Annotated in this window: 14 protein-coding genes and 1 tRNA gene; 7 read left to right on the forward strand and 8 right to left on the reverse strand. The window is 28.3% G+C overall.

What is annotated here, in order from left to right:
- Positions 1–7 precede the first annotated feature (7 nt).
- On the forward strand, positions 8–1,798 hold the full coding sequence (locus tag C8D80_RS02915) for an acyl-CoA dehydrogenase family protein (protein WP_133607187.1): 1,791 nt from the start codon (positions 8–10) through the stop codon (positions 1,796–1,798).
- 64 nt (positions 1,799–1,862) lie between these two features.
- Here C8D80_RS02915 and C8D80_RS02920 read toward each other — a convergent pair whose 3' ends face one another.
- Positions 1,863–2,375 (reverse strand): adenine phosphoribosyltransferase, encoded by a 513-nt coding sequence (locus C8D80_RS02920; protein ID WP_133607190.1) that lies wholly within the window; start codon positions 2,373–2,375, stop codon positions 1,863–1,865.
- Between the two features lie 69 nt (positions 2,376–2,444).
- Here C8D80_RS02920 and C8D80_RS02925 point away from each other — a divergent pair.
- The 6 genes from C8D80_RS02925 (at position 2,445) to C8D80_RS02950 (ending at position 5,673) form a co-directional block, all read left to right on the forward strand.
- A tRNA-Arg gene (locus tag C8D80_RS02925) sits at positions 2,445–2,518 on the forward strand.
- A gap of 126 nt (positions 2,519–2,644) precedes the next feature.
- Entirely contained in the window at positions 2,645–3,400 is a 756-nt protein-coding gene (locus tag C8D80_RS02930) for a hypothetical protein (RefSeq protein WP_133607192.1), read from the forward strand.
- A 106-nt stretch (positions 3,401–3,506) separates the two neighbouring features.
- Positions 3,507–3,701: a helix-turn-helix domain-containing protein gene (locus C8D80_RS12890; protein ID WP_133607194.1), complete on the forward strand. Its 195-nt coding sequence runs from the start codon at positions 3,507–3,509 to the stop codon at positions 3,699–3,701.
- A 64-nt stretch (positions 3,702–3,765) separates the two neighbouring features.
- Positions 3,766–4,134 carry a hypothetical protein gene (locus tag C8D80_RS02940; RefSeq protein ID WP_133607196.1) on the forward strand — a complete coding sequence of 123 codons (369 nt, stop codon included), beginning with the start codon at positions 3,766–3,768 and terminating at the stop codon, positions 4,132–4,134.
- 171 nt (positions 4,135–4,305) lie between these two features.
- Positions 4,306–4,974 carry a helix-turn-helix domain-containing protein gene (locus C8D80_RS02945; RefSeq protein WP_133607198.1) on the forward strand — a complete coding sequence of 223 codons (669 nt, stop codon included), beginning with the start codon at positions 4,306–4,308 and terminating at the stop codon, positions 4,972–4,974.
- Positions 4,975–4,977: 3 nt separating this feature from the next.
- Positions 4,978–5,673 carry a hypothetical protein gene (locus tag C8D80_RS02950; RefSeq protein WP_133607200.1) on the forward strand — a complete coding sequence of 232 codons (696 nt, stop codon included), beginning with the start codon at positions 4,978–4,980 and terminating at the stop codon, positions 5,671–5,673.
- Between the two features lie 250 nt (positions 5,674–5,923).
- On the opposite strand, the gene C8D80_RS02955 is transcribed toward C8D80_RS02950, so the two are convergent.
- The 7 genes from C8D80_RS02955 to C8D80_RS02985 are packed head-to-tail and all read right to left on the reverse strand — an operon-like array spanning position 5,924 to position 15,825.
- Entirely contained in the window at positions 5,924–6,622 is a 699-nt protein-coding gene (locus tag C8D80_RS02955) for a HesA/MoeB/ThiF family protein (protein ID WP_158633791.1), read from the reverse strand.
- Positions 6,622–9,201, reverse strand: a complete 2,580-nt coding sequence (locus C8D80_RS02960; RefSeq protein ID WP_133607204.1) for a DUF4132 domain-containing protein — start codon at positions 9,199–9,201, stop codon at positions 6,622–6,624. The genes C8D80_RS02955 and C8D80_RS02960 overlap by 1 nt, the downstream gene beginning before the upstream one ends.
- Before the next feature lie 10 nt (positions 9,202–9,211).
- On the reverse strand, positions 9,212–9,601 hold the full coding sequence (locus C8D80_RS02965; protein ID WP_133607206.1) for a hypothetical protein: 390 nt from the start codon (positions 9,599–9,601) through the stop codon (positions 9,212–9,214).
- Positions 9,602–9,616: 15 nt separating this feature from the next.
- Positions 9,617–11,035, reverse strand: a complete 1,419-nt coding sequence (locus tag C8D80_RS02970) for a 5-methylcytosine restriction system specificity protein McrC (RefSeq protein ID WP_133607208.1) — start codon at positions 11,033–11,035, stop codon at positions 9,617–9,619.
- Entirely contained in the window at positions 11,035–13,086 is a 2,052-nt protein-coding gene (locus tag C8D80_RS02975; RefSeq protein ID WP_133607210.1) for an AAA family ATPase, read from the reverse strand. The genes C8D80_RS02970 and C8D80_RS02975 overlap by 1 nt, the downstream gene beginning before the upstream one ends.
- A gap of 20 nt (positions 13,087–13,106) precedes the next feature.
- The gene (locus tag C8D80_RS02980) at positions 13,107–14,132 is read right to left on the reverse strand and encodes an HNH endonuclease family protein (protein ID WP_133607212.1); all 1,026 of its coding nucleotides are present in this window, start codon (positions 14,130–14,132) and stop codon (positions 13,107–13,109) included.
- Positions 14,119–15,825 carry an AAA family ATPase gene (locus C8D80_RS02985; RefSeq protein ID WP_133607214.1) on the reverse strand — a complete coding sequence of 569 codons (1,707 nt, stop codon included), beginning with the start codon at positions 15,823–15,825 and terminating at the stop codon, positions 14,119–14,121. The genes C8D80_RS02980 and C8D80_RS02985 overlap by 14 nt, the downstream gene beginning before the upstream one ends.

Raw genomic sequence — 15,825 nt, forward strand, 5'->3', positions numbered from 1 at the left:
ATAAGTTATGTCAGATATCATCAGAGGAGGACAATTCCTTGTAAAAGAAACAAAATGCGAAGACATCTTCACTCCAGAAGACTTCAATGAAGAACAAGTTATGATGCGTGATTCGGTTATCGAATTCGTAGACAAAGAAATTTGGCCAAACAAAGAACGCTTCGAAAAGAAAGATTACGCTTTAACCGAAGACATCATGCGCAAAGCGGGTGAATTAGGTTACTTAAGTGTTGCTGTTCCTGCGGCTTATGGCGGAATGGAAATGGGATTCGTAAACACCGTTTTAGTTTGTGATTATATTTCGGGAGCAACTGGTTCGTTTTCAACCGCTTTTGGAGCACATACTGGAATTGGAACTATGCCAATTACTTTATACGGAACTGAAGAACAAAAACAAAAATATGTACCAAAATTAGCTTCTGGCGAATGGTTTGGTGCGTATTGTTTAACAGAACCTGGAGCTGGTTCAGATGCAAATTCAGGAAAAACAAAAGCGGTTCTTTCAGAAGATGGAACACATTATAAAATCACAGGAGGAAAAATGTGGATTTCTAACGCTGGTTTTTGTAACGTAATGATTGTTTTCGCTCGTATCGAAGACGATAAAAATATTACAGGTTTCATTGTTGAAAATGATCCTTCAAACGGAATTTCAATGGGTGATGAAGAGCACAAATTAGGAATTCGCTCCTCTTCTACTCGTCAGGTTTTCTTTAACGAAACAAAAGTTCCTGTTGAGAATATGTTGGCAGGTCGTGGTGAAGGTTTTAAAATTGCTATGAATGCTTTAAATGTTGGGCGTATTAAATTAGCTGCTGCTTGTTTAGAAGCACAACGTAGAACCATTACTGGAGCAGTTAATTATGCTAACGAAAGAGTTCAGTTTAAAACACCTATTTCAAGTTTTGGAGCAATTCAAGCTAAAATTGCTGAAATGGCTACAAATGCTTATGCTGGAGAAAGTGCTACTTACAGAGCTGCATCTGATATCGAAAACAGAATCAATATTAGAGTTAGTGAAGGAAATTCGCACCAAGAAGCAGAATTAAAAGGTGTAGAAGAATTTGCAATCGAATGTTCTATCTTAAAAGTAGCGGTTTCTGAAGATGTTCAAGCTTGTACAGATGAAGGAATTCAAATTTTTGGTGGAATGGGATTCTCAGAAGATGCACCAATGGAAAGTGCTTGGAGAGATGCTCGTATCGCAAGAATTTACGAAGGAACTAACGAAATCAACAGAATGTTATCAGTTGGAATGTTAGTGAAAAAAGCAATGAAAGGTCATGTGGATTTATTAGGTCCAGCAATGGCTGTAGCTGAAGAATTAATGGGAATTCCATCTTTCGATATTCCTGATTATTCAGAATTATTTGCTGAAGAAAAAGAAATGATTGCCAAATTGAAAAAAGTATTCTTAATGGTTGCTGGTGCTGCAGTTCAAAAATATGGAGCAGAATTAGAATCACACCAACAATTATTAATGGCAGCTTCTGATATCTTAATCGAAATCTATATGGCTGAAAGTACAATTCTTAGAACTGAAAAATTAGCCAAAAAAGAAGGTGAAGACAAAGTTCAAGAGCAAATTGCTATGGCAAAATTATACTTATATCATGCAGTAGATATCGTAAACCAAAAAGGAAAAGAAGGAATCGTTTCTTTTGCTGAAGGCGACGAACAACGTATGATGTTAATGGGATTAAAACGTTTTACAAAATATACGAACATGCCGAATGTAATTGGTCTTCGTGAAAAAATTGCTGCAAAAATTATTAGCGAAAATAAATACGCTTTTTAATACAGCAATTAATTGGTTTAGTTTGTTTAAAAAAACCATCCGTTATTGCGGATGGTTTTTTATTTTAATATGTCAAAGCAGCAAAAATCTCTTTATTCCCTAATTTTTCTCTTCCGTTTAAAAACGATAATTCCATTAAGAAGTTCATTTGTACGATTTCGCCACCTAATTGCTCCACTAACTCACAAACGGCTTTTGCAGTTCCTCCAGTAGCTAAAACATCATCGTGAATTAAAACCTTATCCCCTTTTTGAATGGCGTCAATATGCATTTCTAATGTATCGGTACCATATTCTAATTCGTATGACGCACTAATTGTTTCAAAAGGTAACTTTTTAGGTTTACGAACAGGAACAAACCCTGCATTCAATTTTTGAGCCAATAAAATGCCAAAAAAGAAGCCACGACTCTCAACTCCTATTACCTTATTAATATTTTTATCAGCTAAAGTACTGGCTAACAATTCTAAGCAGGCAGAAGTTGCTTCAGGATTACTTAATAAAGGAGTAATATCTTTAAATCCAATTCCTGGCTTCGGAAAATCCTGAATATCACGTATATAGTTTTCTAAGTTCATTTTTTATATATTTTTTCTTTAATTGGTTTGCAATTTACACATTTATCTCTATATTTGCACCCGCATTAAGGCCTCGTGGCGCAACTGAATAGCGCATCTGATTACGGCTCAGAAGGTTACTGGTTTGAATCCAGTCGAGGTCACTTTAAAATCCCCAATCCCTTATAAAATAAGGTTTTGGGGATTTTTATTTTCTATTTGTGCCTTTTTTGTGCCAAAACCTAATATCTTTACTAAAATAGCTTTTTTTATATATAAAAATTAAAAAAATGAAGGATAATATTTTAGATGGAGTTTTACAATTATCTCTAGATATATTTAATACAAATTGGGATGAGACTCAATTAAAAATTTTAGATTGGGAAATTCAAGATTTAAAAAAAGAAATTCAGGAAGAAATTGAAGAAAATTTATTAGGCAAACATTTAATTTTTAAAGAAGATTCTGTTAGAATTTACTTAACCAATCTTTCAAATTTACACGATAAAATATTATCTTTAAATATAAAAGATTTTGAATTCGCAGAAAATTGCGACAAAGCTCAAGAAAAAATTATTCATTTTTACCAAGAAATAGTCGACTTTATTTGTACAGAATGTCTAACGCATGGAATTGATTTAAAAAAAATAGTAGATAATAATCACTATACATTCAATAATATTGATATATCAATTTTTGAAAATGAAATTGCTGAATCTAAACTTAAATCAAGGCTCTCTACTATGGATTCAGAGAAAATTTTGAAAGATCAATTTTCTAACCCAGAATACTATGCTTTTTTCAATTATTTAGTAAATAACTTCGATAAAAAATACAGTGATCATAATAAATATAGTTGTATTTATAGATTAATGATAGAAGATGAATTTATTTCAAACGATTTAAGACCTGAAAGATTTAAGCAAATTTTAGAAAAAAAACCTTTTGAAATTAAAATTACATTTTTCTTGAAAACAAAAAATGATTTGAGTAAAAAAATTAAAATGCATTATTATGAATTAAAAAATATTTTTTTGAAAAAATAAAAACCATTTAGTAAAAATGAAAAACCATTGAGTAAACTCAATGGTTTTTTTTTTATATAAAATTTCAAGTGCAATAAATTTGGCTCAACATTAAATCAGAAAATTTATGAATAAAGAAATTATCCCTACAAAATATCTTTCAAGATTGAATGCCTCTCAATACTTGGGGGTTTCTATTAAAACAATAGATCGTTTAATTCGAGATCATCGAATCAAAGCCTTTAAACTTGGTAAAAGAGTTCTAATACATTTAGATTCATTAACCGAGGAAAACATTAATTCTGTTAAGCCAAGATTCTGAAAAAAATAGAATTTTACTTAGAAGCATATTAAAAAACTTTCAAACAACTTAAAACTTTCTAATTATGACAAAACAAATTCAAAAAAGAACTTGCTTGTACTCTGGTGAAGAGTTTATTCCAAAAAGAAACAATCAAGTATTTGCAAATAAATACAATAGAATCAGTTTTCACAATCAAATAAATAACAAACTGAGAAATGAACTTAAGCAAACCAATAATCAATTAATGGTTAATTATAAAATTGGAATTGAACTTTTATCAAAAGAGAAAACAATTACTATTCATCGTGAATTTTTGAAAGGCAAAGGTTTTGACTTTAGATTTTTTACAAATCTTACTTCAAATAATGACATGAAAGGAACTGCTTATCAAGTATATGATATTTCATTTGAAAAAATTGATGAGAACAATTATTTAATTTCCAAATTATGATTAATCCAGATACAGAAAATTTGATCTTGATTCCTAGTGATGATATTGTTCAATTAGAAATTGAAAATGTAATGAGAGTACGAAATGAAAACCAAATTTTAAAAACTTCAATACTTTTAATTATTGTATTAACTATAATCATTATTACTAACTATAATACTAAAATACAAGATGAAAGAAATAAAAAACATTTATGACAATGGATTCGTAAAGCTTTCTAAACAAGTTTTAGAATGGCAATGGTATAATGATCCAAATGTAGCAAGATTGTATTTTCATATCCTTTTAAAAGCTAATTTCAAAGAAAACAATTGGAGAGGAATTGAAATAAAAATTGGAGAATTTGTAACATCTATCGATAAACTTCATGTAGAATTAAACATTTCGATTCAGACAATAAGAACAGCGCTGAAAAAATTAGAAAGAACAGGTTACATTCAGTTAAAACCAACTAACCAATTTACCTTGATAAAACTATTAAACTCTGATGTTTATAATAGTCAATCAAACAATACTATTATACAATCTGACAAACAAAAAACAATCCATCAACACTCAAATAACAAACAATTAACAACAACTAATAAAGAAAAGAAAGAATTAGAAACATTAGAAAGAAAAGAAATTTTTAAAAAACAAATTTTCCAATTTCAAAATCAATTTTCTAATAAAAAACTTGAGAGTTTCTTTAATTATTGGAGCGAAGAATGTGAGCAAACTGGGCGGCTGAAATTTGAAGATGAAAAATTTTGGAATCTTGAAACCAGAATTTCAAATTGGAAAGTTTTTGTAAACGAAACAACTAAAAAAGAATCTAATAATTTTTATTTAAATCGATAAACTATGAAATTAAACATTAATGAACTTGTCAATAATGCAAATGAAAGAAAAGCGTTATTAAACCAAACAACAGATCCGAAAAAATTATTTTTATTATTTCAATCAAAATTTCAAGAAATTGAAAAAGAAAAATTTATTTGCACTGAAGAAAGTAAAGCTTTAGTCTACACTCTAATTTACTTCTTTCAAAAGAAAGATAATTTTAAAAATTCTTCATTACTTTTTCAACACCCTCTCTCTTCGACAAACTTAAACAAGGGTTTAGTAATTGTTGGAGGCTTTGGTTGTGGGAAGACTTCTATATTAAGGGTTTTTCAACAAATTATAAATGAAAGTAATCAAGTGAATTTAAAATTTACCACAACAGTTGATTCAGTATCAAAATTTGAATCGATGGAAGACGAAAACATGCATGATTTTAAAGAACGTCTTTACAAAGGTCATCTAATTATTGATGATTTACTTGCAGAGAAACCAGCTTCTAGATATGGAAAATCAGAACTATTTGAAGAAGTTTTGTTTCAAAGATTGGAAAACAAAAAGATGAATTCCATTATTACTATGAATTACGACAGTGAGCATCAAAATGACATCGAATATGCCATAAATAAACTTTCTAGATATGGAGGAAGAGTATTTGATAGAATCTTAGGGAATTTCAATTTTATAGAATTACATGCTAAGAGTTTTAGAATTTAACTAGTTGTTTTAAAAGTAAATATGAGGCCTCATTTGCTTTTAAAAAACATTAAATCTCATAAGAAAAGAGGACTAAGCCTCTTGATTTACTTCTTACCTTAAAATTCCTTATTATTAGAATTTTATTAACGATATGGACAAAGAGTATTTGATCGCATATTAGGGAATTTTAATTTTATTATTCTAAAAGATAAAAGCTTTAGGAAGTAATAATATTTTATAATAACCCAAAGTAACAAATCAATAAAAATTATTTATTTAACTTTAATGTCTTAAAAGTATTATTCAAAACATTAACATAAAGTAAACCTCCATCAAAATTAGATTCAATACCGAGTATAATTTTGACTACCTCATTTGACATTAAACTACCAATCATTCCACATACTGGACTATTTATACCCTTTGATTCACAAGAATCTGCTTGTAAAAGTGTTTTAATATCAAACAAATCCTGATACTGAAATTTATTTTTATAATGTAGAAGTGTAATATATCCTTGCCAATCTGAAACTGCTCCATGGACTAAAGGAATTTCGTTGGCAAAACAATTTTTATCGATTATTAGTCTTGTATTTAAATTATCAGTACAGTCACAAACAATGGAATAATTTTTTATTATTTCATCAAAATTACTACTCGTTAACTCTTCATCATAAGCACAAATAGTCAGATGTTCGTTTTGGTTTTTTAATTTTGAAGTCAACACTAATGCTTTACTCTTTCCCAAATCATTTGAAGAATATAAAAACTGTCGATGTAAATTTGTCTCTTCAATTGTATCAAAATCAACAATTCCAATCTTACCAACCCCCATTGCAACCAAATAAGTAGCTACTACTGTTCCTAGCCCTCCTGCTCCAACTACTAAAACGCTAGCTTGACTTATTTTTTGTTGCCCTTTTTCTCCAATTTCAGGTAATTGAATTTGTTGTTTATATCTTTTCACTATCTATTAATTTGAGAAGTAATTGTAGTATCAGTTATTTTATCATCACTTGCTAAAAGAAAAGCCTTAGAAATAATTACAGACAAACCATTATCTCCTTCGAATGGCAAGAACAGATTTTCGCTGAAGTCCTTTTTACTTCTATCAGCAACAATACATAAATACTGATCGTTTGGTTCCATTAAAATATTAGTACTTCCTATGTGAATTTTATAAGTTCTTAGTTTTCCTTTGACCACAACAAACTTATCTTGTATAGATGTAACCCCTGAAATTTTTAATCGCGGTATTAGTCTTTGTAAAATCTCTTTTCTGTTTTTTGCAATTTCTGATAAATCGCCAAATGAATACGATTGCCAATAATCTCTATAAGTTGGTAATCCTCCAGAATCACTCCAAGTAGGGTCATTACCCACACTGGCAACTCCTACAAATAAATCAACATCACGCATTGCTTCTGAAAAAGCAACTGGTGGAACATCGATTAAATCAAGTAATTCTCCAGAATTAGAATCTAAAAATCTTATTTGGTCAGTTGATACATAATTCCATATTCCAGTGTCATTGAATTGATCTTCTGCATTTAAAGCATTTACCCAATATTCAACCCTGATATTATATTCAGGCATGTCTAATGTGGCTGTATCTTGATCTCCACCATCCCAAGAACCTATCAATCTCGCTTTCCAATTTCTTCCTTTAGCCAAAGTAACATACTGATGTTGTTTCAGGATATGAGAAGCCATTCTATTGCTATAAGTACGAGTATTTACTTCTGCATCTGTTAGCAAGTAAATCTCCCTGAAAGCTTGTTTAAAGGGTTGTTGAATTTCTCCTTCCATTAAAAATTTACGCCACTCCTTAACTTCATTTGTTGTACTTATAACAGGATGCCATAATAATACATTGTCATACTTTTCAATATCAACATTTGAATAATCCAGAGCAATCCATTGTTTATTGATGTATATAGCTAGAACATCATCATTTTCATTAGAAAATTTAAAAATTACTTTATTTATACAAAAAGAAAGTAATTCATGTTTCAAATACTTTTCTTTCAAATAATCTAATTTCATTACTCTGTTGCTTCGCAACATTCTATCAAATCGTTCCTTTTGTGCAGATGTAGTTTGATCTATTTGCTTTTGAACAGCTTTTAATTTTTTTAGCTTGACTGCAAATTTATCTTTTACAAATTGTGGAACTGACTTTTGCTCATTTCCATCTGGCTTAAACCATTTAATAACTGATTTACCAATACCAGTTAAAACCAAATTAGCGTTATATTCATCAAAAGAGTATATTAATTGATGGTCTTTCAATTTAAAATCATCAACTGCTAAATCTTCAATTTCAATTGAAGATATACCTAATTTTTGAGCCGCTTCTTCAATATATTTCTCAATTAATGCCAATGTATTGTTTTGCTTAATTTTTAATCGTAATCTCGATAATTGAGCAATTCCATCTAAACCCTTAGAAGCATACAGACTATACAAACAAGCATTCCCAATTCCTGCAGCTGCAGGACCTTTCTCTGGAATTTTTTTAAAACAACGTTCCCCTAATTTACTTAAAGTTTGAATAGTTCCATTATCGTAAAACCACGATGACATCCATACAAAACCTTTAATAGTATCAGCATTTAAGCTACTCAAAAATTCTATAACATTATAAGTATATTCTCTTTTGTCATAAATTTGAGTTTGAGTAATTACAGACTCTTTCATTTCTATAACATAAGTAAACCATTCTTGAGAAACTTTTTTAAATTTATCAGAGCCTAATTCATCAATTATCTTTTTAGCTTCATTAAGATACTTCTGTGATGGTTTACTTCCATTTGCTTTTTGTGCTAATGAAACTAAGGCAAACCAATTCTTTTTATCTTCTTCTTTTTGTTTATCTAATACATCATTGGCATATTGCTGAAAACCATCTATACCTAAAAAATAAGTTGGTTTAATACTACCTTCATCTGAATTACTTGCATGCATGTAGGTTTTAATTCTTTCCTCTAGCTTTACTTGATCTTTGTAATGGTAAGTGTTAACGTCTTTTTTTATTTCTGTAATTTCATTTAAAATTTCTTTAATACTCTCCGGAATAGAGTCTGATTTAAAACTCCCTTCAATTTGTCTAAATAAGCCAGATATTGGCCACCAATACATACCTAAATAGTTTTTATCAGGATTATAACTTTTGAAAATTTGATAAATAGCCAAAATAGTCTCTTCAGAAAATTTCATTTTGCTTCTAAACATATTTTGAAGCATTTGTGAAGACATTTGATATTCATTACCGCTTTGTCTGTCTCCTTTTCTGTATGGTAAATAAGTTCTTTTTACCGTGTTTGAAAGAAAAATTGCAAACTCTCCTTTTTTCTCATTATCCCATTTTTTTATTATATCATTATAAGTTGGAATTGCTGAAAAAGTGAACGTATAAAAGTATTGGCTTTCTTTTAGTTGTTCTTGAATTGTTTGCGAAAATATAGTTTTAAATTCGGAAATTTCTTCACTTTTCGATTCATTACTAATACCAATTGCTGATTTAATTTTATTGAATAATCCCATGAATATTATTTTATCCTCCTACTAAAGGTGTTAATTTTACAAAAGATATTTTGGATGTACTTTTAAGCACAACTTGTTGCTCTAATTCTTCTAATTGTTCATTATCAACCAAAACGAAAAATCCATTTTTTTGGAAAGCATCTAAAGCTATGTAAACTTGCTTTTCAACATCGATTAATTGTTTAGGTTTTAACTTGTAGCCATTTAAAGTCCGTTCAGCTTCTTTTGGTTCTATTAAACCGTTAAAATATTGAGGCAAACGTTTGTTATAATTTTCAATTTCTATGGAAACTCGTTTAGTTATCAAATCTCTAACAGTCAATGAATCTGATTCTAACGATATTTCAAATTGATTAGTTATGGTTCCGTTTAAAAGCTCATCGCAAATTACTATATTCATAAACAAAATTATTTATTATTCCTTTTTTTGAATTAGAGGCAACATAACCCCTAATTTATAAACTTTATGGTAAGCTTTAATTTTATTTTCTTCTTTATTTTTTTGATTTATTATGTTTTCCAAACTAAAATCCATAATACCCTTTTCCATATCAGGATAAATAATCAAACAATCAATGTTTCTATCATCTGTTACTTTTAACTTCTCTCTTACTTTATTCAGCCTTGCATAACCTGCAACTTGACGAATATCTTGATGTAAATGACCGTTTTGATAATGCAATTTATATTTAGCATCTATGACCATTTGAAAATCTGGTTTAGATACTAAAATATCTAAAAAATTTCCATGAGTAGAAAATTGATAATGTATCGCTTTTCTATCGGTTGGGTTAGCTTCAATCATTTTACTATAGACATATAACTCAAACAATCTTGGCATATCTATCCAAAAAGGAGGAGTTGCTACTTTATCGTTAGTAGTTTGGGTAATGTTATAAGCAAATCTTTTCAATATCTTTTTTCCTAAATCTATTGCAGTTGCATAATCTTTATAAAATGGATTGTGCTTAATATGCTTTAATTCGTAATCATTGACTTGATTAGAAATAAGTTCAAAAGTAGGTCTACAATAATTGATGGTATGTTGTAATTCTATAAATTTATCACCGAAAAGCTTTTCATGATTTTCGATATAGCTGCTGGCAAATTGCAATACTTTTTTTAGAAAACGATTTTCTGGATGATCTTCACCAAATTGTTGGTATTCACAAAAGGTATTCGTGAATCTATTTTTAAAAACATTTTGTTTAATGTGTTGACCCACTAAAATTTTACCCTTAACTCTATTGTTTAAGTTTTCTTGAACTTTATAATAATTTTTCTTCAGCCCCTGCCTAACAATAGCTTTAACTAATTGAAGATACTGAACAATCAAAAACGGTGTTAGTTTGTCTTCTTTTTGTCTAATTTCAATTGGTTTAGCAACCCAATCTATTTGTACCAAACCCTTTAATTCATCATTACTTTCAGAAACATAAGTAACTTGTAATAACATTTTTAAATAATCCAATTCTTTAATTTCTGTTGGAATATTTTCAGAATCATCTTTTAAAATTTCTTCTTCAGAATCAGTAATTGTATCAAATATTTTAGCTGTTTTGGTATTGAGTTTAGGTTCTACATATAAATATCTACCTGTGTTACCTAACCAATCTAAGCCAATACAATAATCGGCTTTTAAGCTAAAACCAAGCTCATTTTTTTCATAAACAAAACAATGACTACTATTATTAAAGACCTTTGAACTGAAAGAATCAAACAAATCATAATTGGAATGATTGATTTTAATTATTCCATCAACTTCCTTTTCTTGATCCTTTTCATCAAAAAAATGAATTTTTAAATTCTTATGTTCATGTAAACGAAAGCCCATTAAATAGATGTTTCTAATTGTTCTATCTTGTTAACGATGTCATTACCAATTAAAATACCATCTTTTACATACTCTAGTAAAATTGGTTTAATTTCATATTCTAAACGCATTTGGAAATCAATAGGCTTTGTTTTATCCTCTTTCCCTTTTTCATCTTTTTCGTATTGTTGAATAAAGTAAGAATGCCCCAATACAACATCTTTAGGATCAAACTCTTTGGATAAATTGACCGAATGCGTTTTATAGTCATCAGTTGTGAATAGTGATTTAACTGCTAAAAATAGTTGATTATCAAATACTACCTCTTCATTACTTAAATCTTTAGGTAAAACATTTACAAAAGCAAAACGTCTTCTAATAGCATAATCAATATGTCCTACTGAGCGGTCGGCTGTGTTCATAGTTCCTATGATGTACAAGTTTTGTGGCAATATTAACTCTTTTCCTTCTACATCATACATGCTTTCTACAGCTTCTCCTCTATATTCTAATGCATAAATTAACTCACCCAAAACAGAAGATAAGTTTGCGCGGTTAATTTCATCAACAATGAGAACGTAATTCTTCTGATCAATTTTTTTCTCAGTTTTTATTGAATTATTTTCTAAATTTTCATCTTCAATAAACTTCTGAAAAAGATTAAGAACTCTAACAAAATAACTAGCATGCTGCCTTGCAAGACCTGAAATTTTTTGATTATTTTTTATATGCTTCCTAACAGAATCCCCAGCAAAATATGACTGTAATATATCTTTAAATAAAATCCTATTTCCATTTTTCAACCAACCATCATTTAAACCTTTATAACGAAACGCATATTCGTCGTCTGAAGAAATTAATCCTACATTATCCGTTAATGAATAAAAACCATTTGCTTTTTCAATTTCATCATTTAAATACTCAACAAAATTTTCAAAAAGTTCCTTAACCTTAACTTCTTTAGTAATAGCAACTACATCTTTATTACTATCAACAAAATTATCTAAAGCATTTTTTGCAAAAGCTCCCAAAGTTTTATTTTCTGCCTCATATAAAATTCCTTCGCCATCAGAATTTGGCTTTGCTACAATACCTCTTACAAAATCCTCATAAGTGTAAGATGGATGAAATTGAATTATCTTAAATTGTTCTTCAAATAACTCTTCAAACTTGAATTCATTCAAATGTTTTGCAACCGCTAATGAATAAGGATCCATACCATTTTTATTGGAGGGCTCTATTCCTTTAGTCAATTGATTATATTTCTCAATAATTTCATTGTAAGAAGGGTTCCAATCTTGAGTTGTTCTATCGCTTATTAAACTAACAGAATCATCATTTAGAGCTTTAATGGTATAATACTCCTTTGCTCCGCTTGCATTAGCTATTTTGCTTCCTACAACAAGTTTGTTTTTTATTATATCAGAAGTTAAACCAATCATTTCTTTAGCAATTAATTTTGCCTCTCTTGTTTTACCAGTTCCAGGAGGACCTTGTAAAATGATTTGTTTTTTGTATTTTAATAAATCTCTGTTTTTATAGATACTAGACATTAACTTTTCTATTTTTTCGTTTTTTTGGAATGTTTCAAATCTTTGCTTAAAAGTTGTAAAAAAATCAATAAATTCTTCTGAAATTTCATCTGCTTCAAATAACTTTAATTTTTCTAAAGAATACTCCTTACCAGAATTTACTCTTCTTGTTGGTTTTTCCCAATAAATAAACTCATCTTGATATAAACCAGTTATTTGATTATTTTTCCATCTTGCTAAAACATTTAAACCGGTACCATCCCAATTTAAATAACATTTAACAGATTTATAATTATTTCCAAAATTACCCTGAACATTGATACAGATTTTACCACAAGAATATGATTCCCAACCTTTGATTTGATTTTGTATACCCGCACCATCATAACCTTGACCTGTCATTTTAAAACTTCCATCATCAACATATGATTTTATATACTTGTCGTAACCAATAAAAGTGCTTTGTTTATTTTGAATCCAATCTAAATGGGAAACAAAATATTCTAATAGTTTTTTAAATTTTAAATACTCTTCTAGCATTTTATTTTATGTGGTAATTTTTATAATAATTTCATTTGCTTACAAACATCTCTTTTTATTTTTCCGAGATGTTTTTTATTTATCTGCTCAGGACCTAGTGGTACTCCTTGACTATTTAATAAAGTAATATTACTTAATTCCACACTACCAGCTAATCCTTTGAATTGACTTAATAAAGATCTTTGTACTTTGGGAGATCGATGTTTAAATAAATTTATTAAATCATATAATATATCTCTTGTAGCTCCTTGATTATATCTATCCAAAATATCAAAATCAACTATTTGATTTTCATCATGAGTTGTTAAGTTATTAACACTAATTAATATTTCAGAAGAATCATTAGGAATTATTGAATTAACATAAAATTTAAAATGTTCATCAAAACTTTTATGAAATGGATTGAAGTGAGTTGTAATATTAAAATCTTTTTCACCTTTCAATGTAGCATTACATGTTGAACAACCTGGAATTAAATTAAAAAAAGATAGCGATAAATATGGGTACCTTGATCTTGGGTAAAAATGATCAAGTTGATATAACCTATTAGTTAGTGCATAGCCCGTAACTAAATCAATTTTTTGAATATTTTGCACTTCATCTTTATTACAATAAGGACAATAATTTATATTAAATTGTCTAAAATGAAATGCTGGTTTATCAGTATTGCGATACCATTCGTAACTAATTACATCTCTAACAATTTTTCCAAAATCATTTAAAGTTGCAGAATTATAACTAACATCATTAGATAAAAAATTAATACCAAACTCAGAATCAATATCAGAAATAATAGTTTGCAATTCATCAGGGCGAGAAATTATAATTCTCTTAAGATTTTCAAAATCATTATCTAACAAATAGGTCCAAAACCTTACCCTTTGAGGAAAAAGAATATCTAAAATAAGTTGACTTTGGATTCTACCTATTAGAGATTCCCTTTTTTTATAGAATCCATTAGCATTTTTCTTGAAAGTCAAAAAAGTATAATGTTCAAGTGCTAGCTCATCCAATTCTACTGTTGTATTATCATCAATTTTTACCATCCCTCAAATTTTCTATATGAATGTTGATAAATTCATCACCAATACTATCTATAACTAACATATCCTCTTTACTTAATGGAATTTTATTGTTGATTTTATCGATTAATTTTTGAATTTTATTGGCAGCAAAACGACTAATTAATCCTCCTTCCATAAAAAATGCATCAATGTAAAGTTCTCCTATATTCCCGCCAAAAGTTTTTACACTTTCATCATTATCAATAATAATTGAATGATTTTCAGAATCAACCCCTAAAAAAATTAAATTTTGCCTAGGTAAATCAGAAACTAAAAATGGAGAGTGAGATGTTAAAACAAATTGATAATTCGCAGAATTGAACATAGGTATTAATTTAACCAATTTATAAAAGAAATCAGCTTGCCACTTTGGATGTAAATATAAATCTCCTTCATCAATACATATTAAAATATTATCAGCTTTAATACTTTTAATCTCAAAGCGTAATAATGAAAATAAGTCAAGATATGCCTTGTGTCCCGAACTTAATCCAAGCCAATCAAGTTTGAATTTATTACTTGTATCTATAAAATTAAAAAAATCTTCATCGAGTCGACTAGCTGATTGATTAAATTCGAGAATATAATCTTCAGTTTTTCTGTTTCTAGCTCCTTCAGTATTGATTTCCAATTTTTTTGAATCTATAAATTGTTCAAACTTCTCTAATAATTTTATATTTTCATGTATTTTTTCTAGTTCTTTTAATTTTAGTTTGCTACTAAAAACACCTTCAAAACTTTCTATTATTATAGATTCAGTCCATTTTAACCATAATTTAGTAATATCAAACTTACTTTTATACGTTAGTTTTATATTTTCAATTTCGTTAATAAGATTGTCTGTATGTTTATTAATTAAGTCATCAAAAAAAATATCATCAAAACGTGAATATCTAATTTCACTTAATAAATCTGTAACAATACTAAATAGTAAAAAATAATATAATTTTTGCTTTGAAGGTCTCGTTGATTTTATATCAGACCATAAAGTTTTTAATTCTTTTGAAAAAAAATCATTTTTACTAAAATTTGAATTTATTCCTCTTTCAAAATATGCTGAATTAAAGAAATTTATTTTTGGAGTTATAATTACTTTTGTTGGTAACGGAATTTCAGAACTTTCAAATAGATCGCTTCTAATAAACTGCAATTGTTTTACAAAATCTGAAGTTTTACTCCTATTTGGCCAATTGTACTTGGGATAACGATTATTTGCAGATAAGTTAGATACTTTATTATCAAAAATATGAGTTCTTTCATCATATACATTTGAAAAATAAATAACCTTTAAATTATCTAAGTCTCCTTTATACTCTATGAATGAAATTGGGAAATTTGCATCTATTTTTATAAGTTCTTCAAAACTATAATAACAAATGAATTTATCGTCTTGTTTTATAATTATAAAAAAATCAGAATTTAAACTTGTTTTACCCCCTTTAACAAGTTTACATACTAATTCAAGTAAATTACTTTTACCAGTGCCGTTTTTTCCAATAAAACCTGTAACTTCACAAATATCGTTACCAAAAAAATTATCATTAATTTTATCTTCTTTACTTATGAATAATTCATTATTGATATATCTAAATTTTTCATGACTAGATAAATTAACTCCAAAATTTTGAAAATTTCTAAATTCTGAAACCCATATGTAACAAATTTTAAAACTCAT

Origin of the sequence: Flavobacterium cheniae (genome assembly GCF_004363695.1) — a bacterium.
Classification (GTDB): Bacteria; Bacteroidota; Bacteroidia; order Flavobacteriales; family Flavobacteriaceae; genus Flavobacterium; species Flavobacterium cheniae.

Excerpts from the sequence above, each read along its gene's own strand:
- C8D80_RS02920 (WP_133607190.1), bottom strand. The coding sequence starts at position 2,375 with ATGAACTTAGAAAACTATATACGTGATATTCAGGATTTTCCGAAGCCA.
- C8D80_RS02950 (WP_133607200.1), top strand. The coding sequence starts at position 4,978 with ATGAAATTAAACATTAATGAACTTGTCAATAATGCAAATGAAAGAAAA.
- C8D80_RS02945 (WP_133607198.1), top strand. The coding sequence starts at position 4,306 with ATGAAAGAAATAAAAAACATTTATGACAATGGATTCGTAAAGCTTTCT.
- C8D80_RS02965 (WP_133607206.1), bottom strand. The coding sequence starts at position 9,601 with ATGAATATAGTAATTTGCGATGAGCTTTTAAACGGAACCATAACTAAT.
- C8D80_RS02970 (WP_133607208.1), bottom strand. The coding sequence starts at position 11,035 with ATGGGCTTTCGTTTACATGAACATAAGAATTTAAAAATTCATTTTTTT.
- C8D80_RS02930 (WP_133607192.1), top strand. The coding sequence starts at position 2,645 with ATGAAGGATAATATTTTAGATGGAGTTTTACAATTATCTCTAGATATA.
- C8D80_RS02975 (WP_133607210.1), bottom strand. The coding sequence starts at position 13,086 with ATGCTAGAAGAGTATTTAAAATTTAAAAAACTATTAGAATATTTTGTT.
- C8D80_RS02980 (WP_133607212.1), bottom strand. The coding sequence starts at position 14,132 with ATGGTAAAAATTGATGATAATACAACAGTAGAATTGGATGAGCTAGCA.
- C8D80_RS02960 (WP_133607204.1), bottom strand. The coding sequence starts at position 9,201 with ATGGGATTATTCAATAAAATTAAATCAGCAATTGGTATTAGTAATGAA.
- C8D80_RS02915 (WP_133607187.1), top strand. The coding sequence starts at position 8 with ATGTCAGATATCATCAGAGGAGGACAATTCCTTGTAAAAGAAACAAAA.
- C8D80_RS02985 (WP_133607214.1), bottom strand. The coding sequence starts at position 15,825 with ATGAGTTTTAAAATTTGTTACATATGGGTTTCAGAATTTAGAAATTTT.
- C8D80_RS12890 (WP_133607194.1), top strand. The coding sequence starts at position 3,507 with ATGAATAAAGAAATTATCCCTACAAAATATCTTTCAAGATTGAATGCC.
- C8D80_RS02940 (WP_133607196.1), top strand. The coding sequence starts at position 3,766 with ATGACAAAACAAATTCAAAAAAGAACTTGCTTGTACTCTGGTGAAGAG.